Origin of the sequence: Stenotrophomonas bentonitica, assembly GCF_002887735.1 — a bacterium.
In the GTDB taxonomy this organism is placed as follows: Bacteria; Pseudomonadota; Gammaproteobacteria; order Xanthomonadales; family Xanthomonadaceae; genus Stenotrophomonas; species Stenotrophomonas bentonitica_A.
Genome location: NZ_PKQP01000008.1, coordinates 129,899 through 150,559 on the forward strand (window position 1 = coordinate 129,899; position 20,661 = coordinate 150,559).

The 20,661-nt window shown below is 68.5% G+C and carries 20 protein-coding genes; 7 read left to right on the plus strand and 13 right to left on the minus strand.

All coding sequences use genetic code 11. From position 1 onward, the window contains the following. The 5 genes from C0R07_RS14905 to C0R07_RS19925 form a co-directional block, all read right to left on the minus strand. A complete protein-coding gene (locus tag C0R07_RS14905) occupies positions 1 to 1,893 on the minus strand; it encodes a 4-alpha-glucanotransferase (protein WP_102789295.1) in 1,893 nt (630 codons plus the stop codon). After that, on the minus strand, positions 1,890 to 3,626 hold the full coding sequence (gene treZ, locus C0R07_RS14910; protein WP_102789296.1) for a malto-oligosyltrehalose trehalohydrolase: 1,737 nt from the start codon (positions 3,624 to 3,626) through the stop codon (positions 1,890 to 1,892). Before treZ ends, C0R07_RS14905 begins: the two co-directional genes overlap by 4 nt. After that, entirely contained in the window at positions 3,623 to 5,863 is a 2,241-nt protein-coding gene (gene glgB / locus C0R07_RS14915) for a 1,4-alpha-glucan branching protein GlgB (protein ID WP_102789297.1), read from the minus strand. The genes treZ and glgB overlap by 4 nt, the downstream gene beginning before the upstream one ends. After that, positions 5,860 to 7,419 carry a glycogen synthase GlgA gene (glgA, locus tag C0R07_RS14920; protein ID WP_102789298.1) on the minus strand — a complete coding sequence of 520 codons (1,560 nt, stop codon included), beginning with the start codon at positions 7,417 to 7,419 and terminating at the stop codon, positions 5,860 to 5,862. Before glgA ends, glgB begins: the two co-directional genes overlap by 4 nt. A 338-nt stretch (positions 7,420 to 7,757) precedes the next feature. Next, entirely contained in the window at positions 7,758 to 7,922 is a 165-nt protein-coding gene (locus tag C0R07_RS19925) for a hypothetical protein (protein WP_167390381.1), read from the minus strand. 125 nt (positions 7,923 to 8,047) lie between these two features. Between C0R07_RS19925 and C0R07_RS14930 the strand changes: the two genes are divergently transcribed. Together C0R07_RS14930 and C0R07_RS14935 are read left to right on the plus strand one after the other, a co-directional pair. Further along, complete coding sequence (locus C0R07_RS14930) at positions 8,048 to 8,830, plus strand: DeoR/GlpR family DNA-binding transcription regulator (protein ID WP_102789300.1); 783 nt, start codon at positions 8,048 to 8,050, stop codon at positions 8,828 to 8,830. Between the two features lie 25 nt (positions 8,831 to 8,855). After that, positions 8,856 to 9,995 (plus strand): MFS transporter, encoded by a 1,140-nt coding sequence (locus tag C0R07_RS14935; RefSeq protein ID WP_102789301.1) that lies wholly within the window; start codon positions 8,856 to 8,858, stop codon positions 9,993 to 9,995. Between the two features lie 21 nt (positions 9,996 to 10,016). Here C0R07_RS14935 and C0R07_RS14940 read toward each other — a convergent pair whose 3' ends face one another. Continuing rightward, positions 10,017 to 10,217, minus strand: coding sequence for a hypothetical protein (locus tag C0R07_RS14940; protein ID WP_019184625.1), 201 nt, complete (start codon positions 10,215 to 10,217; stop codon positions 10,017 to 10,019). Positions 10,218 to 10,349: 132 nt separating this feature from the next. On the opposite strand from C0R07_RS14940, the gene C0R07_RS14945 reads away from it, so the two are divergent. Further along, complete coding sequence (locus C0R07_RS14945) at positions 10,350 to 11,174, plus strand: isocitrate lyase/PEP mutase family protein (RefSeq protein ID WP_167390382.1); 825 nt, start codon at positions 10,350 to 10,352, stop codon at positions 11,172 to 11,174. Positions 11,175 to 11,180: 6 nt separating this feature from the next. On the opposite strand, the gene C0R07_RS14950 is transcribed toward C0R07_RS14945, so the two are convergent. Both C0R07_RS14950 and C0R07_RS14955 read right to left on the minus strand, forming a co-directional pair. Continuing rightward, the gene (locus tag C0R07_RS14950) at positions 11,181 to 11,501 is read right to left on the minus strand and encodes an SMR family transporter (RefSeq protein ID WP_019184628.1); all 321 of its coding nucleotides are present in this window, start codon (positions 11,499 to 11,501) and stop codon (positions 11,181 to 11,183) included. Then, complete coding sequence (locus tag C0R07_RS14955) at positions 11,498 to 11,869, minus strand: DMT family transporter (protein ID WP_102789303.1); 372 nt, start codon at positions 11,867 to 11,869, stop codon at positions 11,498 to 11,500. The genes C0R07_RS14950 and C0R07_RS14955 overlap by 4 nt, the downstream gene beginning before the upstream one ends. Positions 11,870 to 12,145: 276 nt before the next feature. Between C0R07_RS14955 and C0R07_RS14960 the strand changes: the two genes are divergently transcribed. Continuing rightward, a complete protein-coding gene (locus C0R07_RS14960) occupies positions 12,146 to 13,012 on the plus strand; it encodes a LysR family transcriptional regulator (protein WP_102789344.1) in 867 nt (288 codons plus the stop codon). On the opposite strand, the gene C0R07_RS14965 is transcribed toward C0R07_RS14960, so the two are convergent. The 3 genes from C0R07_RS14965 to C0R07_RS14975 all read right to left on the minus strand — a co-directional run bounded on the left by C0R07_RS14965 (position 12,985) and on the right by C0R07_RS14975 (position 15,176). Beyond that, positions 12,985 to 13,911: a M14 family metallopeptidase gene (locus tag C0R07_RS14965; protein ID WP_102789304.1), complete on the minus strand. Its 927-nt coding sequence runs from the start codon at positions 13,909 to 13,911 to the stop codon at positions 12,985 to 12,987. The two genes, C0R07_RS14960 and C0R07_RS14965, sit on opposite strands and share 28 nt — an antisense overlap. Positions 13,912 to 13,976: 65 nt before the next feature. Beyond that, positions 13,977 to 14,633, minus strand: coding sequence for an SDR family oxidoreductase (locus tag C0R07_RS14970; protein WP_102789305.1), 657 nt, complete (start codon positions 14,631 to 14,633; stop codon positions 13,977 to 13,979). Between the two features lie 78 nt (positions 14,634 to 14,711). Beyond that, the gene (locus C0R07_RS14975) at positions 14,712 to 15,176 is read right to left on the minus strand and encodes a (R)-mandelonitrile lyase (RefSeq protein WP_102789306.1); all 465 of its coding nucleotides are present in this window, start codon (positions 15,174 to 15,176) and stop codon (positions 14,712 to 14,714) included. A 203-nt stretch (positions 15,177 to 15,379) separates the two neighbouring features. On the opposite strand from C0R07_RS14975, the gene C0R07_RS14980 reads away from it, so the two are divergent. After that, positions 15,380 to 16,273: a LysR family transcriptional regulator gene (locus tag C0R07_RS14980; protein WP_070473938.1), complete on the plus strand. Its 894-nt coding sequence runs from the start codon at positions 15,380 to 15,382 to the stop codon at positions 16,271 to 16,273. A gap of 160 nt (positions 16,274 to 16,433) precedes the next feature. Here C0R07_RS14980 and C0R07_RS14985 read toward each other — a convergent pair whose 3' ends face one another. Both C0R07_RS14985 and C0R07_RS14990 read right to left on the minus strand, forming a co-directional pair. Beyond that, complete coding sequence (locus C0R07_RS14985) at positions 16,434 to 17,411, minus strand: zinc-binding dehydrogenase (protein ID WP_070473936.1); 978 nt, start codon at positions 17,409 to 17,411, stop codon at positions 16,434 to 16,436. Between the two features lie 51 nt (positions 17,412 to 17,462). Then, positions 17,463 to 18,233 (minus strand): hypothetical protein, encoded by a 771-nt coding sequence (locus C0R07_RS14990; RefSeq protein WP_070473934.1) that lies wholly within the window; start codon positions 18,231 to 18,233, stop codon positions 17,463 to 17,465. Between the two features lie 116 nt (positions 18,234 to 18,349). Here C0R07_RS14990 and C0R07_RS14995 point away from each other — a divergent pair, with 116 nt between their 5' ends. Together C0R07_RS14995 and C0R07_RS15000 are read left to right on the plus strand one after the other, a co-directional pair. Further along, positions 18,350 to 19,690, plus strand: coding sequence for an Nramp family divalent metal transporter (locus C0R07_RS14995; RefSeq protein WP_102789345.1), 1,341 nt, complete (start codon positions 18,350 to 18,352; stop codon positions 19,688 to 19,690). Between the two features lie 85 nt (positions 19,691 to 19,775). Beyond that, positions 19,776 to 20,606: a class I SAM-dependent methyltransferase gene (locus C0R07_RS15000; protein WP_102789307.1), complete on the plus strand. Its 831-nt coding sequence runs from the start codon at positions 19,776 to 19,778 to the stop codon at positions 20,604 to 20,606. Positions 20,607 to 20,661: the final 55 nt, after the last annotated feature.

Genomic DNA, 20,661 nt, shown 5'->3' on the forward strand with positions numbered 1-20,661 from the left:
TCAATGCTCCTGGCGGCGGCGGGCCGCGGCGAACTGCTGCAGCGAACGGTCCAGCGTCCGCAACGGCAACGGGGATGGCAGGCGCTGGCGCCAGTTCGGGTGGACGGCGACCGTGCCCGGAAGATTGACCTGGCCACGCAGGCCCAGCGCGTCTTCCACCGGCAACAACGCCAACGGCGCCGGGCTGGCGGCGACCTGCCGCAGCGCGGCCAGCCGGAGGGCATCCGGCGCAGCGCCATCGGTGCCGACCGCGCGGGCCAGCCGCGCCACGTCCTCGCGCCGCGCGGCCATGGCCTGCGCGGTATCGGCGGCGGGCGCTGCGCTTAGGCGCGCCCGCCAGCGCAGGTCATCGCCGTGTTGCCAGCCTTCCAGCGTCGGCAGATCGTGGGTGCCGGTCAGTGCGACGGCGTCGCGCCGCCACTGCGCCGGCGGCAGGAAGTCGCCGTCCGGCGCGCGGGTGAAGGCGAGCACATCCATGCCGAGCACGCCGCGCGCGGCCAACGTGTCACGAATCCCGGGCGGCACGACCCCGAGATCTTCGCCGATGACAATGCAGCGGTTGCGCCAGGATTCCAGCGCCAGCAGATTGAGCAGATCGGCCAGCGGATAGCGCAGGTACACCCCCTGCCCGGAGCCCGCGCCGTGTGGCACCACCCATAGCCGCTGCAGGCCGAGAATGTGGTCGATACGCACCCCGCCCCGGTCACGCATCACGGCGCGCAGCAGGGTGATGAACGGCGCAAAGCCGCTGCGGCGCAATCCATCCGGCGAGTAGCTGCTGATGCCCCAGACCTGTCCGTCAGGGGCGAAGGCGTCCGGCGGTGCACCCAGTACCAGCCCACGCAGGGCGGTGTCGGCAGCCGCGGCCGCCTCGGCGCCGTCAGCGGTGAAGCCGACCGCCAGGTCGGCGATCAGGCCCAGTGCCATGCCGGCCTCCTGCGCGCGGCGTTGCGCCTGCTGCCAGCTGCGCGCAGCGCGCCATTGCGCATGCACCTGCAACGCTGGATCGCGCTGGCCCATCGCGGCGGCGTTGCATCGTGCGAACGCGGCCAGTGCGGCGCCGCCCTCCTGCTCGAAGCCACGCAGATCACGCTGCAGTGCCTCTGGTGCCTGGGTGAAACGCTGGTACGACTGCTGCAGGCGATGCCACTTGCGTGCCGCCGCGCCGGCCCAGTCGATCAGGCCATCCGCCGGCGTCGGGTCCGGCGCATCGTCCTCGGCAATGTCCCACTCCTCCAGCGTGCCGGCATACACCGGCTCGAGAAAGCGACGGTCACTCGGCGAATAGGGACTGAAGGACGCATCGATCCGGCCCGCGGCGTGCAGCGGGCTCAGCGCCACCGCATCGCCACCGGCGGCGGCAATGCGCTCACACCACTGCTGCGCAGCACTGCTGTCGCCGATGCCGTCATCTCCGGCACGGCGCGCGGCGTATACCTGGAGCACCGCGCCCCAGCTGCGCGGCTCGGCGAGACCGGTGGCATCGGCCACGCTGAAGCAGCGCGTCGGCGCGACTGCCACGGCATGCTCATCCTGCCCGACGCGCAGGCGCCAGTAGCCGGGCTGCTCCGGCACTACCCAGACACCGGGTCGTGCCCGCGTCGCCGGCATGGTGTGTCCGCGTTCATCGCACCACTCACCTGCGCCTTCCACGTCCAGCAGCAGGGGCTCACCGAGCTGCACGGTGCGCAGCGACGGGACGGCGCGCTCGTGCAGGCAATGCTGCAGGCTCTGCTGGCACTGCGCCGGTGTTCCCGCGCGCCAGCCCAATGCGTCCAGCACGCTCTGCAGTGTGTCCTGTTCGACGATGCGCGGCGTGCCGTGCACGTCCTCCCAGCGGATCAGCAGCCCGGCGGCCTCGGCCAGGCTGGCCAGCGCGGGCGTGGCATTCATGCCGCCACGCGCCGCACCAGCAGCGCGGCCGGTGCCAGCAGCTGGCCGTGCCCGACCTCGCCGAGTTGCAGCACGGTTTCGCCGTAAGGCAGATCGGCGAGCACGGCGGTCTGGCCAAGGTTGAAGGCCAGCCACCATTGGGCATCGCCCAGTTGCCAGCCTGCGCGTACCGCGCCGTTGCCGAGCACGCTCGCGCCTAGGCTGCGTGCGTGCCGCAATTGCGGCACCAGATACTGCCAGCGCAGGGTCAGCACGCTGCGGAAGGCCGCCAGCCACGGGTTCTGCTGACGTGCTTCGGCCGACGGCAGCGGCGCCTGCGACGCCTGGAAGGTCGCCAGGGCATTCGGGTCGGGGATCGAGGCCTGCGCCTGCGGATCGGCAAAGGCACTGAAGTGGCTGAACTCGGCACGGCGTCCATCGCGTACCGCCTGGTCAAGCGGCGCATCGAAATCGGTGAAGAACAGGAAAGGCTCGCGCGCGCCCCATGGCTCACCCATGAAGAACAAGGGAATCATCGGTGTCAGGGCGGTCAGCGCCAGCGCCACCTGCAGCCGCTCGGGCGACACCAGTGTCTGCAGGCGGTCGCCGAAGGCGCGATTGCCGATCTGGTCATGGTTCTGCGCGAAGATCACGAAGTGCGCCGGCGACAGCCCCGCACTGGGTTCGCCCCGCCGGTGCCCCAGGCGGTTGACTTCCCCCTGCCAGGCAAACCCCTCGGCCAGCACCCGCGCCAGCTGTGCGGTCGGGTTGGCCGCGAAATCGGCGTAGTAACCCTCGGTTTCGCCGGTCAGCAACACGTGCAGCGCGTTGTGGAAGTCGTCATTCCACTGCGCGGTGTAACCATCGGCCAGCAGCGAGGCGGTGTTGTGCTCGTTCTCCAGGATCAGGTGCACCTGGTGCGACGGCCCGTGCGTCTGGATCGCCTCGCGCAGCTGGGCGAGGAACGACGGCGGCTGGATCGCGTGCACGGCGTCCAGGCGCAGGCCATCGAACCGGTACTCGCGCAGCCACATCAGCGCGTTGTCGATGAAAAAGCGTTGCACGTGCGGTTCCCGGAAGTCGATCGCCGCACCCCACGGGGTGGTGACGTCGTCACGGAAAAATGCGGGCGCATACTGCGGCAGATGATTGCCCTCCGGGCCGAAGTGGTTGTAGACCACGTCCAGCAGCACCATCAGACCCAGCGCATGCGCGTGGTCGATCAGCGCCTTGAGCTCGTCCGGGCTGCCATAGGCGGCGGCCGGCGCGTAAGGCAATGCGCCGTCGTAGCCCCAGTTGCGCGTACCCGGAAAGGTGGCCAGGGGCATCAGTTCAAGAGCGGTGATGCCCATCGCTGCCAGTGCCGGGAGTTGCGCCTGCAGCGCGGCGTAGCCGCCCACAGCACCCACGTGCACTTCATAGAGGACGGCTTCCTCCCACGGCCTGCCCGCCCAATCGGCGTGTTGCCATGCATGGCCATCTTCGTCCAGCACGGCACTGGGGCCGTTGAGCCCTTCGGGTTGCCAGCGCGAGGCCGGATCGGGAACGCTGAGCGTCCCGTCGATGCGGTAGCGGTAGCGCGCCCCCGCTGCACACGCCAGCCGGATCCAGTAGCTGCCGTCATCGGCTGCCTGCATCGGCAGCGCCTCGCCGTCGAGCAGCAGCTCCACGGACTGCGCGGCCGGTGCCCAGAGACGGAAGACATGGTCACCTCCAGGCTGCCGCCAGGCGCCGAATCGCTCTCCCGCCGTCACCCCTCCACCTGCAGGAACACGGTGGACAGTGGCGGCAGGGTCAAGGCCAGTGACTGCGCGTGCCCGTGCATCGCGATCGGCAGGGTATCGACCTGCCCATGGTTACCGATGTCACTGCCACCGTAGAAACGGCTGTCGCTGTTGAACACTTCCTGCCAGCGCCCGGCGTGCGGCACCCCTACGCGATAGCCGTGGCGCGCCATCGGGGTAAAATTGCTGACCGCCAGCAGCGGGCCGGCGCTCCCACGCGGATCGTGGCGGATGAAGGCGAGCACGCTGTTGACGTGATCGTCGCCAACGCTCCACTCGAATCCCTGCTCGGTCCGGTTGCCGTGCTGCAGCGCCGGCAGCTCGCGCAGCAGCCGGTTGAGGTCGCCGACCATCCGCGCCACGCCCGCGTGTGCCGGCTCGGACGCCTGTGCCCAGTCCAGCTGGGCATCGTGGTTCCATTCCGTGCATTGCGCGAATTCGCCGCCCATGAACAGCAGTTTGCTGCCCGGGTGGGCCCACATGAAACCGAGGTAGGCCCTGAGGTTGGCCAGCTGCTGCCAGCGGTCGCCGGGCATCTTGCCCAGCAGCGATCCCTTTCCGTGCACCACTTCATCGTGGGAGAGCGGCAGGACGAACTGCTCGGAGAAGGCGTACATCGCGCTGAAGGTCATCTGGCTGTGATGATGCGAGCGATGGATCGGGTCGCGACCCAGGTAGCTCAGCGTGTCGTGCATCCACCCCATGTTCCACTTGTGGGTGAAGCCCAACCCGCCCTCGCCGCTGGGGGCGGTCACGCCCGGCCACGCAGTGGACTCCTCGGCGATCACCAGCACGCCGCGTGCCTGCCGGGCGATGGCATCGTTGAGGTCGCGCAGGAAGGCGATCGCTTCCAGGTTCTCGCGGCCACCGTGCGCGTTGGGGATCCACTGCCCGTCCTCGCGGCTGTAGTCCCGATACAGCATCGAGGCGACGGCATCCACGCGCAGGCCATCGATATGGAACCGCTCGATCCACTCCAGTGCGCTGCCGATCAGGAAGCCGGTCACTTCGCTGCGGCCGAAGTTGTAGATCAGCGTGTCCCAGTCCGGGTGCAGGCCCTGGCGCGGGTCATCGTGCTCATACAGCGCAGTGCCGTCGAAACGTTGCATGCCATGCGCATCGGATGGGAAATGCGCGCCGACCCAGTCCACGATCACCCCCAGTCCAGCCTGGTGGCAGCGATCGACGAAGCGTGCGAAACGGTCCGGCCCGCCGTGCCGCGCGGTGGGGGCGTACAGGCCGAGCGGCTGATAGCCCCACGAACCGCCGAACGGATGCTCGCTGACCGGCAGCAGTTCGATATGGGTGAAGCCCAGGCCCGTCACGTAGGGAATGAGCTGGTCGCCGAGCTGGTCCCAGTCGAGCACGTCGCCGTTCTCACCGCGCCGCCAGGAACCGGCGTGCACTTCATAGATGGAGATCGCGCGGTCATCCATCGATGCGCGCGCCTGCATCCAGGCGTCGTCCTGCCATGCACGCTGCGCCCCATCGGCCACTACCGAGGCCGTGCCCGGCAGCAGCTCGGACTGGCGGGCCATCGGGTCGGCCTTGTGGGTCAGCCGGGTCCCGTCGGCCGCGGTGATCTCGAACTTGTAGCGCGCGCCGGCCTCCACGCGCGGCAGGAAGATCTCCCACACGCCAGCGCCATGGCGCAGCCGCATCGGGTGACGCCGCCCGTCCCAGCCATTGAAGTCGCCCACCACCGAAACACGGCGCGCGTTCGGGGCCCAGACGGCGAAACGCACGCCATCGATGCCCTGCTGCTGTGCCTGGTGTGCACCCAGCGCCACGCGGATGCTGTTCGGGTCGCCGGCGGCGATGCCGGCCAGTGCGTCCTCGTCCAGCACGGGACCGAAGGCGTAAACGTCTTCGATCTCCTGTTGCACGCCACCCCAATCGACCCGCAACAGGCTCACCACGGGCCCCTCGATGGGCGCCTCGAAGATGCCCTCGCCCATGGCGGCCATCGGCCGCCAGTGGCCGGCCGCGTCGCGGCGCAGGACCGCGAGTGCGGCCGGGAACAGCACGTGCAGGCGCCAGGCACCGGTGGCATCACGGTGGGGGCCCAGCAGCGCGAAGGCATCGCCAGGCGCGCCGACGGCAATCGACGCCCGCGCCGGCAACAACGCCGCCTCGGCCAATGGCGCTGCGGACACGCTCTCACCGCCGGGCTCGATCCCGGCATCCAGTTCCCATTGCGTGCTCATGCGCGTGCTTCCGTGGTGCGTTGATAAAGATCCAGGTAATGCGTGCCGGCGATATCCCAGCCGCTCGGGCGCAGCATCGCCGCGCGGCGCATCGCCGCCATCAGCCCGGACTGACGGAAGGTGCGGAATGCACGCTGCACGCAGCGGCGCAGCGCATCGGCTTCGGCGCCGTTGAACAGGAAGCCGGTGACGCCATCGTCCACGGTATCGATCAGGCCGCCGGTGGCGTGCGCGATCGGCAGGCAGCCGAAGCGTTGGGCGTACATCTGGCTCAGGCCGCACGGCTCGAACCGCGATGGCATCAGCAGGAAGTCGGCGCCGGCGAACATGCGGCGCGCAAGCGTTTCATCGAAACCGATGTAGGCCGAGACGCTACCCGGATAGCGGCGCGCGAGTTCACGCACCTGCGCTTCGATCTGTGGCTCGCCACCGCCGATGATGACCAGCTGGCCACCGGCGGCCACGATCTGCGGGGCGACGTCGCAGGTGAGGTCCAGGCCCTTCTGGTGGACCAGCCGCGAGACCACCGCGAACAGCGGGCCCCGGCTTTCTGGCAGGCCGAACGCACGCCGGACATGGCGCGCGTTGTGGTCGCGCCCTTCGCAGGACTGCACGCTGAAGTGCACCGGCAGGTGATGGTCGGTGCGCGGGTCCCAGCTGCTGTCGATGCCGTTGACGATGCCGCTCAGGTGCCCCAGCGCTGCACGGCGCGAGAGCAGCCGGTCCAGACCACAGCCCTCCGCCGGCGCGGTGATCTGCGCGGCATAGCTGATGCTGACCGTATTGACCTGGTCGGCATGCACGATGCCGCCGCGCAGGAAGGACAGCTGCCCGTGGAAATCCAGCGCTTCACGCTGCGCCTCGGCGATGCCCAGGTCCGCGGCCAGGCTGGCCGGGAACAGGCCCTGGTAGGCCAGGTTGTGGATGGTGAGCAGGCACGAGGCCTTGCTGCCCGACCAGCGCACGTAGGCTGCGGCCAGCGCGCACGGCCAGTCATTCAGATGCAGCAGGCCCGGCGTCCAGTCCATGCCGGCCTCACCTGCGGCGATCACCGCCGCCGCGCGCGACAGCGTGGCAAAGCGCACCGCGTTGTCGGCCCACGGCTCCCCGGCCGCGTCGACGTACGGCGAGCCGTCGCGTTCATAGAGCTCCGGGCAGATCAGCACATAGACCGGCAGTCCGTCGTCCAGCACGGTGTGTGCGATCACGCAGGCTGGCAACGCCGCGTGCGCCGGGGTCTGCCCGATCACCTGGATCGGCCCGGTGCGGTCGAGCACCTCGCGATAGCCGGGAATCAATACACGCATGTCCGCGCGGTCGCGCAGCGCACGCGGCAGCGAGGCGGCGACATCACCCAGGCCGCCGGCCTTGATGTAGTCGGCCATCTCCGAGACGACAAACAGCACGCGATGGTCGCGGCCACTGGCACGTTCGATGTGGTCGCCAGGCACGACGGTCTGCGTGATGCGGCGCCGGCGCGCACGCAGGGCATCGGTTTTGACCAGGGCCTCGGCCTTGGCGGCGGAGACCTCACGGGTGCGATTGCGAGCGGACATTGGGGGAAGACTCAACGGGGGAGGCATGGCGCAGCCACTCGCCGCCCCGCGCGTGATACGCACAGGACGAAGCGTGATCTGCCTGGAAAAAGAATCGGTCGGAGACACAACCTCGACCTGTGGATCGAATCTACACTCCCGCTGAATCAATGGACTGTGAACCCTCGGCGACGATTTGTTGACTACGCGGGACGTCGCTGCCGAAAACGGTCCACAACGCCTTGCACGCCGCGCGCATTGCACTCGATGAATCTTTCAGATTCGATGAAAACCGTGTGCGCACCTACCGTTGGCGAGTGCGGTGCGCAATGCATATCGACATGCCTTCTGGTTCTGGGTCAAACCAATGTCGTGACCCAGAACATCCTCCAGACCTCCGTGCCGTTGATGGCAGTGATGGCAGTGATGGCGGCGATGGCTGCGATGGCGGCGATGGCGGCGACGCCGACGATGGCGGCGACACCAGAGTCGACATAGAGGCCAGCGACGCCAGCGAAGGTCATGTTCGACCGGCGGGCTTACCCGCGAGCAAGGCGGTTGAATGCGGCTGCTCCGGGCATTTGCACGTTCATGCGCACTTCAATAGAATGTGCATCACCACGCAGACTCAGTACAGGCCGCTTTCGCCATGACACCCGCCCCGGACACGCTCCCCAGCGAACGCCAGCAGACCATCCTCGGCCTGCTCCAGCAACACGGCCGGGTTCTTTCGGCCCAGCTGGCAGTGGACCTTCAGGTCTCCGAGGACTCGATCCGCCGCGATTTGCGCGATCTCGCGCAGCAGGGCCTGTGCCGGAAGGTGTATGGCGGCGCACTGCCCGCAACCCCGGACTTTCCCCCGCTGAGTGCCCGCCAAACCGTGCAGAAAACGCAGAAACAGGCACTGGCACGCGAGGCCGCCGCTCAGATCCGGGCCGGCGACACCGTTCTGCTCGATGCCGGTTCCACCAACAGCGCCATCGCCGCCTGCCTGCCAGCGCTGGAAGGCCTGCATATTCTGACCAATGCACCGGATATCGCGCTCACCCTGATGGCGCGCGGCGGCATCGAGGTCACGCTGATCGGCGGCCGCCTTGACCCTCGCATCGGCGCCACCGTGGGCGCGCAGGCACTGGAGGCCATGGGCGGACTACGCGTGGATCTGTTCTTCATCGGCACCTGCGCAGTGGATGCGCAGCAGGGGCTGTGGGCAGTCGATGGCGAAGAAGCCGCCCTCAAGCGGGCGATGCTGGCCGCCAGCAGCCGCTGCGTGGTGGTGGCCACCAACGACAAGCTCGGCGCCCAGGCGAGCCATCGCATCGGCACCGTCGATGACATCGATGTGCTGGTGCTCGAAGCCGATGCGCCTGCGCCGCAGATCGACGCATTCGTCCGTCGCGGCGTGGATATCCAGCTCGCCTCGCGCCGTTGACACTTTCCCAGGAATCTCCAGACCAATGACCCCGCTCTCTTCCGTTGCCGCCCGCGGGCAGCAGCACGCCACCCGCGCTGCCTTTTTCCTGCCCGGCTTCGCCACCGCTGCCTGGGCGCCGCTGGTCCCGTTCGCCAAGCACCGCACCGGGCTGGATGAAGGTTCACTGGGCCTGGTGCTGCTGTGCCTGGGCGCCGGCTCGCTGCTGGCGATGCCGATCGCCGGCATGCTCGCCGCACGCCACGGCTGCCGCGCGGTCATGATCGCCACGCTGGTGATGGTGATCGCCACCCTGCCCCTGCTTGCCGTCGCGCCCTCGCCGCTGACCCTGGGCCTGGTGCTGTTCGTGTTCGGTGCCGGCGTGGGCGCCTGCGATTGCGTGATGAACATGCAGGCGATCATGGTCGAGCGCGACAGCGGCCGGCCGATGATGTCCGGCTTCCACGCCTTCTACAGCATCGGCGGCGCCGTCGGTGCCGGCGCGATGACCGCCCTGCTCGCCTTCCACCTGCCGCCGTGGCTGGTCTGCCTGCTGGCGTCTGCGGTGATGGCCGCGCTGTTGGCCCTTTCGCTGCCGCACTGGCGGACCGACAAGGCCCCCAGTGATGCGCCGATGTTCGCGGTGCCGCAAGGCGTGGTGCTCACGATCGGGGTGCTGTGTTTCGTGGCGTTCCTGGCCGAAGGCTCGGTGCTGGACTGGAGCGCGGTGTTCCTGCATGAAGTGCAGCAGGTCGATCCCTCGCGCGCCGGCCTGGGCTACCTGGCCTTTGCCATCGCGATGACCGTGACCCGTCTCGTCGGCGATGGCGTGGTGGCCAGGCTCGGCCGCCATCGTTCGATCCTGATCGGCAGCCTGGTCGCGGCGTCGGGCTTCGCGCTGGCAACGTTCGCTGCCTGGATGCCGCTGGCCCTGTGCGGTTATGCCCTGGTCGGCCTGGGCTGCGCCAACATCGTGCCGGCCCTGTTCTCGATGGCCGGCAACCAGAAGGTCATGCCGGAAAGCCTGGCCATCCCGGCGATCACCACGCTCGGCTATGCCGGTGTGCTGGCCGGCCCGGCACTGATCGGTTTCGTGGCGCAGGCCAGCAGCCTGGTGTTCGCCTTCAGCGCGGTGGCGGTGACGCTGGTGCTGGTGGGGCTGTGCGCGCGGTGGGTGCGCGCCTGAGACTGCCCTGACTGTTCCTCGCTAACGCCCGTAGCGCGCGAGGATCACCAGCGCCAACAGTGCGATCGCGGCCAGTACGAGCAGCATCAGGAAGATCATGCGATAGCGCCCGGCCTTGCCTTGTTCGCGGTGGATGCGCTGGCGGTAGGCCGGATCGCGCAGATACCGCACCGGGCTGATCCTGAACAGCGGGGCCAACAGCAGATCGATCACCTCGAGCATGCGCGCCTCCTTGGCTGCGCCCGCGGCCCGGCGCAGCCCCAGACTTGCACGCAGAAGGCACCCGGGCAAGCGCAGCATGGGCGTGGCAGCGGCGGGCGTTACCATCAGGCCACTGTTTACCGGATGCGCACGATGACGGACCTGTCCTTCGACCCCCGCCCGCGCCGCGCGGCCTTCCGCGCGTTGCACGATGACGGCTGCTTCGTGCTGCCCAACCCGTGGGACGCCGGTAGCGCACGCTATCTGCACAGCCTCGGTTTCCAGGCACTGGCCTCCACCAGTTCCGGCTATGCGTGGAGCCAGGCCCAGGCTGATGGCACGTTGACGCTGGAGGAAACGCTCGCCCATCTCCACTCCCTCGCCGCCGCGACCCCGCTGCCGTTGAACGCCGATTTCGGCGATGGCTTCGGCACGCTGCAGGAGGTCGGCCGCAACGTCGCCCTTGCCATCGCCACGGGCGTGGCTGGCATCTCCATCGAAGACGCCAGCCCGGACCCGGACCATCCGCTGCGCACGCTGGACGATGCCGTGGCCCGGGTGCGCGCGGCGCGCCGTGCGATCGACGAGGCCGGAGAGGACGTGGTGCTGATCGGCCGTGCCGAAAACTTCTTCGTCGGCCGCCCGGACCTGGAGGATGCGATCACGCGGTTGCGCGCCTATGCCGAGGCGGGTGCGGACTGCCTCTACGCACCGGGCATCAGCACCCGCGAGCAGATCGAGGCGGTGGTGGCCGCAGTGGCACCGCGACCGGTCAACCTGCTGGTGGGCAGCGCGTTGCCGTTCACCCTGCAGGACATTGCCGCCATGGGCGTGCGCCGGGTGAGCGTTGGCGGTGCGATGGCGCGTACTGCCTGGGGCGGGATGATGCGCGCCTCGCAGTTGCTCAAGGACGAAGGCCGCTTCGACGGCTTCGCGGACGCGGCCTCCGGCACGGTGCTGAACCAGTTGTTCCGCTGAGCGGGATCAGTGGCTGGACAGCACCACCACCGCCGCGGTGACCAGCGCAATGCCCACCCAGCCGATCGGGCGCAGACGATTGCCGAACAGCACGCGCCCGCACAGCGCGGTGCCGATCACACCGATCGCACCCCACATCGCGTAAGCGGTGGCCAGGTCCAGGGTCTTGACCGCCTGGCCGAGCATCGCGAACGCGATCCAGACCAGCACGATCGCGGCGACGCCCCACGCTGGCTTACGGAAGCCATCGGACTTGGCGACCATCATGTTGGCGGCGATGTCGATCAGGGCCGAGCAGACCACGAACAGAAAGGCGGTGAGATTCATGGCGTGTGCTCCTCGCCGAGCGTGACGCAGACGATGCCGACCGCCGCCATCACCAGGCCGATCATCTGCTGCACCGACAGGCTGTCCTTGAACACGAAAATACCGACCAGGGTCAGCAGGGTCAGGCCGAGGCCTTCCCATACCGCGTAGGCGACACCGACCGCGATGCCGCGCACCGACAGCGCAAGGAAGTAATACGAAATGGCCAGGGCCACGGCCATCACGGCATAGCCCACATAGCCGCCATGACGGGCGGCATCGGCCATGAACGAGGTACCGACCACTTCGGCGACGATCGCCACGGTCAGGCAGGCCCAGGCGATCAGTCCACCGCGGGCACGGGGTTGCGAATGCACCTGTGTGTGCATGGAAAGCTCCTTGATTGCGGCCGGTACGCGCCGGCGGAATGCCGGGCACCGGGGCATCGGCCGGGATGGCGGATGCGCATGCGTCGCTGCTGGCCGGGTGACATGGCTGCCGACACCGGGTCGGCACGTGGTCCGGTAAATCCGGGCATGCCGTCCGGTAGGTACCGAGCGTTGGTCGGTACGGCAGCCGGTCAATGGCACCCAAGCGACGCGCCCATTATCATCGCCTTTTCCATCAGTCCCAAGATGGAATCCATCGACAAAGGCGATACATCCATGCGTTATGGCCCTGAATCCCTGCACGCGTTCGTCGAGGCCGCGGCCCTCGGCTCGTTCTCCGCCGCCGCACGCCGTTTGAAGAAGACCCAATCCACCATCAGCACCGCGATCGCCACGCTGGAAGCGGATCTGGGCCTCACCCTGTTCGATCGCAGTGGTCGTTACCCGGTGCTGACCGAAGACGGCCGCAAAGTGCTCGGCCATGCGCAGGAAATCCTGGCCGCCGCCGACCGCCTCGAGCAGCTCAGCATCCGCCTGGCCGACGAGGTCGAACCGCGCCTGACCCTGGTGTTCTCGGACATCTACCAGCTCAATCCGGATCAGCATCTGCTGCGTCGGTTCGAGCATCGTTTTCCGGATATCGAACTGGAATGGCTGGATGCCGAAGGCAGTGACGTGCTGGACGTGGTGCAGCGCGGCCGTGCCCATCTCGGGCTGATGCCGCATCAGCCGGCCTACCCGTCCGAACTGGCGGTGCGCGCCCTGCCCCTGCGTGCGGAGATGGCGGTATTCGTGGCCGCCGCTCACCCGCTGGCCGCCGTGGCCGCGCCGGAGGAATTGCACCTGGCCGGTCATCGCCAGATCTGCCTGAGCGGCGACGCCTGCCGTGAGGGCCACGCACGCGGGCGGACGTGGTCCGCCTCGGACTACCTGATGGTGCTGGAGATGGCCGAGGACGGCTTCGGCTGGGCCGAACTGCCGCGCGCGCTGGTCACGCGCTACGGCCGGGGCATGCTGGTGGAGCTGCCCCTGCCGGGCTGGCCACGGCTGGTTTCCACCGATGCGGTGTGGCGCAAGGGCGCGCCGCTGGGGCCGGCCGCGCTGTGGTTGCTGGATCAGTTCCTGGGGGCGGCCAACGCGTAATCGATCGCCGCGCAGATCGCCGCCACCTGGGCATCGTTGCACTGCTGCGGGGTGGCGCGCGGGCTGTCCGGGTACACCTCGGTGGTGGTGGTGAAGGTCGCACCGCTGACACTGGCGCACAGACCCAGCTTTTCCAGCGGATATTCGATCACGCCGGGGGCGACCACCGGCGAGCCGATGATTTCGCCCTTGTCGTCAGCCGGGGCGATGTGGGTCACCCGTTCGACGGCCGCGTTGACGGCGGTCTGGAACGCAGGCTGCGGGTTCTCGCTGTCATCGACCAGATAGAAACCATCCGGGATCAGACCCGGCTCGAACGGCTTGCCGTCGCGCGCGGCCAGGGCCGGGCGGAACTCGGTTTCATCGCTGTCCGTGGTTTCGTGCAGGTCGATATGCATCACGATACTGCCCTTCAGCGGCGCGACGAGAGCAATCAGCGCGGCCGCTTCGGCCGCCGGGCTGTTGACCATGAAGGAGCGGTTCGGATCGATCGCCTCGGCGTTCCAGCGCTGGATGCGCTCATAGCCCCACGGGCTGACGCAGGGCACCACCAGCAGATTGGCGCGCCCGGCGTACTCGGCCGCGCGGGTCTGCAGGTACTGAAGGGCACCCTGCACGCCACTGGTTTCGTAGCCGTGGATGCCGCCGGTGACCAGCATCGTCGGCAGCGCGGGGTTCCAGTCGCGGCTGCGCACGGCGAACAGCGGGTACTGGTCCGGGGCGTAATCCAACGTGCCGTACTGGCTGACATCGAAGCGCCCGCGCAATGCCTCCAGCACCGGCAGCACGTCATCGGCATAGCGCCGCTGCGGCACCTGGCGGGCACGCCACTGCGCCTTCTCTTCAGCGCCCCAGGGCTGGCCAGGGGTACCGATGGGATAGAAGGAGGCGTTGGTCATGGCGTGCTCGTCTGTGTTGCGGTGTGGAAGCGCGATTTTACCATTGCCGCACCAGGCAACCCCGCTTACGCGTGGGCGAGCGCCGCGATCGCTGCATCGACAGGCTGGTCGCCTTCGGTCAGCTCGATGATCGTCCGCCGCAGCTGCGGCTGTTCCACCAGCGCGACCAGGGTGGCGGCCACATCGGCGCGCGGGATATCGCCGTAGGCGATCGCCGGTCCCGCGGTGACGCGGCCGGTGCCTGCTGTATCTTTCAAGGTGCCCGGGCGAAGGATGACCCAGTCCAGATCGGTCGCGGCAAGATACACGTCGGCGCGTTTCTTGACCGTCATGTAATTCTCGAAGCCCTCGCCCATGGCCTTGTTGCGGCCGGCTTCGGGGAATGCCGAGACCAACAGGAAACGACGCACGCCCGCCTGCCGGGCGGCATCCACGGCAAGTTCCAGGCCGCGGCCGTCGATGGCGTTGGTCACGTCCACGCCTGCGCCGCCCGCACCGGCGGTGAAGACCACCACATCGCTGCCCGCCATGCTGCGGGCGAGCGTGTCCACGTCGATGGCGGTGAGGTCGCCGGGGACCGGCGTGGCACCCAGCGCGCTGAGTTCATCGCCCTGCCCGGCACGGCGATGCAGCGCGAGCACGCGATGCTCTCTTTCAGCCAGCTGCTTGACGAGATGACGACCCACCTTGCCGGCCGCGCCGACGATGAAGACAGTGCTCAAGACGGTTCTCCTGTTTCGATCCAGCGGCAAGCCTACGCAGGCGGATGTGACACGACCGTCCCCATCGCGCGCCGACGTTCAGCCGCCGCTGTACTGCGCGTCGCTGACCTGCTCCATCCACGTCACCGGCGAGCCGTCCACCGCTTCGGCGATCGCGATATGCGTCATGGCCGTGGTGGCCTGCGCGCCGTGCCAATGCTTGACGCCCGGTGGAATCCAGACGATGTCCCCGGGGCGGATCTCGCGCGCAGCCTTGCCCCACTCCTGCACGCTGCCCACGCCTGCGGTCACGATCAGGGTCTGGCCCAGCGGATGGGTATGCCATGCGGTGCGGGCACCGGGCTCGAAGGTGACCGTCGCTCCGCCGACCCGTGCCGGCGCATCGGCCTGGAAGGGCGCATCGATGCGCACGCGGCCGGTGAAGTAATCGGCCGGGCCGGCCGCCGAGGCGGTGCTGCCGGCGCGGGTGATGGCGATGGGCGCCGCTTCGGCGGGCGCGGTGGCGGCCATCGAAAGCGACAGCGCGGCGGTGAACAGGTCCATGAAGCGATCTCCTGTGGGGAGCGACGAAGCACGCCGCCGGGACCCTCACTCTAGGCCTGGCCCCGCGCGGGAACTACCCATCGCAACCGGGATGCAGCCATGACTGATCCTCATTAATGGGTAAACAACGCTACTTGAGTTCATCAGTCGGGCCCGCGCATCATGGGCGCGCATGACTGCCATGCGCCCTCGGCCCCCGCTCCATGGCCCGCGAGAATTTCAACGATCTGCAGGTGTTCGTCACTGTCGCGCGCGAGCGCAGCTTCACCCGCGCGGCCGCCCAGCTCGGCGTCTCGCAGTCTGCGCTGAGCCACACCGTCCGCGGCCTGGAAGAGCGCCTGGGCGTGCGCCTGCTGACCCGGACCACGCGCAGCGTCTCGATGACCGAGGCTGGCGAGCGGCTGTACGACACCGTCGCGCCGCGCATGCAGGAGATCGAGGCCGAAGTGGCCGCGATCAGCGAGTACCGCGACCGCCCGGCCGGCACGATCCGCATCACCACCGCCGAACATGCGGCCAACACGATCGTGTGGCCGCGGCTGTCGGCCGTGCTGCCCGCCTACCCCGACCTGCGTGTGGAGCTCACCATCGACTACGGCCTGGCCGACATCGTCGCCCAGCGCTACGACATCGGCATCCGTCTGGGCGGGCGCGTGGCCAAGGACATGATCGCCGTGCCGATCAGCCCGCCGCAGCGCATGGCGATCGTGGCCAGCCCGGCCTACTTCGCCACGCATACCGCGCCGCAGGTGCCGGCCGATCTGGCCGCACACAACTGCATCGGCATGCGCCTGCCCACCCACGGCGGGCTGATGGTGTGGGACCTGGAAAAGGACGGCGAGGAGGTGAACGTGCGCGTGGACGGCCAATGGACCTTCAACGGCAGCAGCGCGATCCGTCGCGCCGCCCTGGCCGGTGCCGGACTGGCCTATCTGCCCGAGGACATGGTGCTTGAGGACATCGCCGCCGGTGCCTTGCGGCGTGTCATGCCGGACTGGTGCGATCCCTTCGACGGCTATTACGCCTACTACCCCAGCCGCCGGCAATCCTCCAGCGCGATGCGCGTGGTGATCGAAGCATTGCGCGCAGAAAGGTAGAGCCGACCGTTGGTCGGCTGACGCAGCGCCACATCCCACGTAGAGCCGACCGTTGGTCGGCTGAGGCGGCGCCACATCCCACGTAGAGCCGACCGTTGGTCGGCTGACGCAGCGCCCGGGTCAAGGGCAGCCGACCAACGGTCGGCTCTACCGGTCCTTCTCAGGGGCGCAGCAGCACCTTGCCGTTACGGCCTGGCTCCAGGCTGGCCTTGGCGGCAGCGGCCACCTCATCCAGCCCGAACACGCCGTCCACCGGCAGGCTCAATCCACCGCGTGCGGCCAGCTGCAGGAGTTCGCCAACGAGGCGCCGCTTGTCTTCCGGCGCCATCGCCTGGCTGACCTTGCTGCCCCAGAAGCCCTTCACCGTGGCCTGTTTGAAGATCACATCGCCCGAGCTGAGCTGCATCGGCTCACCGGTCATCGAGCCGAACGACACCAACGTGCCGCCATCGCCCAGCAGGGTCATCAACTCACTGCTGGCGCGCCCGCCAACCGAGTCCACGGCGGCGGCGATCGATGCCTTGCCGACCGTGGCCTGCACCTGGGCCATCCAGTCGGACTGCGCGGTGGAAATGGTGTGGTCGATGCCGAGTCCGGCCATCTCGGTCACGCCCGCGTCGCGCCGCACCAGGTTGATGCAGTGCACGCCACGTGCCTTGGCCAGCATCGCCAGCGCCTTGCCGACCGCGCCGTTGGCCGCATTCTGGAGAATCCACTGGCCTTGCTTCACCTGCAGGAACTCCAGCAGCATCAAGGCACTGAGCGGCATGGCGATCAGCTGTGCCGCCGCGTTGTCATCAATGCTGTCGGGCATGGGAATGACCATGCGCGCCGGCGCGATGAAGTACTCGGCCCAGGTGCCGTGCACCGACGCGGCGCTGACGCGCTGGCCGACCTTCAGGCCGTCGACGCCTTCGCCCAGCGCGTCGATCACGCCGGTGCCTTCGCTGCCACCGACGGCGGGCAGTTCGGGCTTGTAGCCGTACTGACCGCGAACGGTCCACAGGTCATGATTGTGGATGGGCGCCAGCACGGTGCGGATGCGCACCTCGCCGGCCGCCGGGGCCGGCTGCGGCACGTCGCCGCCGTGCAGGACCTGGGTCGGGTCACCGAAGGTGGTGTGGATGGCAGCGCGCATCAGCCGCGCGCCTTCATTGCGATGTTCATGGGGTATCTCCTGCAGAAGGAATCAACGGCGATGACGATGGGCGGCGACGATGGCGCGCGGCTGGTGCCAGGCGCGCACGCGCAGCCAGATGGTCTGGATCACCACGATGATGATCAGCACCAGCGCCAGGATGGCGATGTTGTGGGCCCCCGGCAGATCCCAGCCGGACTGCTTGACGTACATCCCGGCCAGCGCCCAGATGACGGCGGCCGGATAGGCGAAGTGCCCGCGCAGCAGCTGGTTGACCACCAGCACCAGCAGCGTGGCCAGCACCAGCAGCACCAGGCTCCAGCCGAGCATGTTGTCGGTCGGCAGCCAGCCATGGGCGACGATCACCTGGGCGGTATTGAGGAAGGCCGCCAGCGACAACCAACCGGCATGCAGCGCCAACGGATAGGCAGCCCACGCACGCTGGCCACCCGGCGCGGTGACCGGCGAGGCGCGGTAGGCGGCCACGATCACGCAGAGCAAGGCGGCCCAGATGATCGCCAGCGCCGGGAGGAACCACTGGTTGGAAAACACGGGCATCCAGGCGGCGGTCAACGCGAAACCGGCCGCCGCCCACGGGCGCACCCCGGTGATGTCCGGCTTGCGCAGGCGCAGCTGCCAGAATCCGAACAGCACGTCCCACAGGAAGATCAGACCCCAGATCGCGAAGGCATAACCGGCCGCGACCAGCAGGGTCGGGTACTGGTCGGACACTGCACCGTTGGTCGGGCCGAACGCGCCGGTCTGTGAGAACCACGCCACCACGGGCATGGCCAATGCGGCCAACAACACGATCCAACGCATGCATCCACTCCAGCTGAAAAGAGCGGTGACGATACGCGGTTCAGGGTTAAGGCGTTGGGAGGCCACACATTGCAAAGCCTTACTAACATAGCCTCTGCTATATTGCGGCCGTGGACATCCAACGCCGCCCAGAAAACGCCCCCGCCTGGCCGTCCTCGGCCGGTCATACGCCCAGCCTGGGCGAGATGAACGCCAGCGTCGCGGTCCCGAGTGGCGGTCACTGGTGGTTCCGGCTGCTGGCCTTCCTCGGCCCGGGCTACATGATCTCGGTCGGCTACATGGACCCGGGCAACTGGGCCACCGACATCGCCGGCGGTGCGCAGTTCGGTTACCTGCTGCTCTCGGTGATCCTGCTCTCCAACCTGATGGCGATCGTGCTGCAGGGGCTCTCGGCGCGCCTGGGCATCGCCACCGGGCGCGATCTGGCGCAGGCCTGCCGCGACCACTATTCAAAGCCGGTCAACCTGGGCCTGTGGCTGCTGTGCGAGATCGCGATCATCGCCTGCGATCTGGCGGAAGTCATCGGCACGGCAATCGCGCTGAAGCTGTTGTTCGGGATCCCGCTGCTGGCCGGCGCGATCATCACCGCGGTGGACGTGGTGCTGGTGCTGCTGCTGATGAACCGTGGGTTCCGTGCCCTTGAGGCGTTCGTGATCGCGCTGCTGCTGGTGATCTTCGGTTGCTTTGCGATCCAGATCTTCATCGCCGCCCCGCCGCTGCAGGCGGTGCTGGCCGGGTTCATTCCGCACGCGCAGGTGGTGACCGATCCCAAGGCCCTGTACCTGGCGATCGGCATCATCGGTGCCACCGTGATGCCGCACAATCTCTACCTGCACTCCTCCATCGTGCAGACCCGCGCCTACCCGCGCACGGATGCCGGTCGCCGCAGCGCGCTGCACTGGGCGGTGACCGACAGCACCATCGCGCTGATGCTGGCGTTGTTCATCAACGCCTCGATCCTGATCCTGGCGGCCGCGGTGTTCCATGCGCATGGCCGGACCGATGTGCAGGAGATCGAGCAGGCCTACGAACTGCTCGCGCCTATGCTGGGCGTCGGCCTGGCCTCGACGTTGTTCGCGGTCGCCCTGCTCGCTTCGGGCATCAACTCCACCGTGACCGCGACGCTGGCCGGCCAGATCGTGATGGAAGGTTTCCTGCGGCTGCGGATCGCCCCGTGGGCGCGGCGGCTGATCACCCGCGGCATCGCGATCGTGCCGGTGGTGGTGGTCACGGCCATCTATGGCGAGCAAGGCACCGCACGGTTGCTGGTGTTGAGCCAGGTGCTGCTCTCGATGCAGCTGCCGTTCGCGGTGGTGCCGCTGGTGCGGTTCGTCTCGGACAAGGCCAAGATGGGGGCGCTGGTGGCGCCGAGGTGGCTGATCGCGCTGTCGTGGCTGATCGGCGGCCTGATCATCGTGTTGAATGTGAAGCTGCTGGTGGACGTGTGGCGGGGCTGAGCCCTTGGCGCTTGACCTCAACATTGGTTGAGATGGCACAGTGCATTTCCCTCATCCCACTGGCACGCCCAGATCGAGCCGCTCAATGACCGATACCTCGCAGCACGCGTTATGGAATGGCCCGGCCGGTGAGGCCTGGGTGGACGCGCAGCGCCTTCTCGACCAGATGTTCGCGCCGCTGGCCGACCATCTGCTGGCCGCGATCCCGCCGGGCGACGATCTGCGGGTGCTGGATGTCGGCTGCGGCACCGGCGCAGTGGCGCTGGGCATGGCCGGGCGCCTGGGGCCGGAGGCACACGTCACCGGGGTCGACATCTCCGCCCCGATGATCGCCCTGGCGCGCGTGCGCGCGCAGCGCGCCGGCCTGGCCGTGGAGTTCATCGTCGCCGACGCGCAGCAGCACGCATTCGCGCGCGGTAGCCTGGACCGGATCGTGTCGCGCTTCGGCGTGATGTTCTTCGATGACCCAGCGCAGGCGTTCGGCCAACTGCAGCGCGCCGCCAGACGCGGCGGGGTGCTGCAGGCGCTGGCCTGGCGTGGGGCGGACGAAAATGCCTTCATGAGCACCGCCGAGCGCGCCGCGGCGCCCTGGCTGACGCTGCCACCGCGCCAGCCCGGCGCACCGGGTCAGTTTGCGTTTGCCGATCAGGCCCGGGTCGAGCAGATCCTGGGCGACGGCGGCTGGGAGGATATCGAGCTGCTGCCGCTGGATGTCGTGTGCCGGATCGACCGAGCGGATCTGGCGACGTACGTCTCGCTGCTGGGACCGGTCGGGAGCGCACTGCGCAACAACGACCTGGCTGCGGACGTACGAACGAAGGTGCTCGAGGAGGTGCTGCATGCCTTCGAGCCGTTCGTCGACGGCGATTCGGTGACGTTCACTGCCGCCTGCTGGGACGTGCGCGCCCGGGCGTGATGACCACCGGACGGATCCATCCGCGCGGTGCGCGCCTGCACGCTTCATGGCCGTG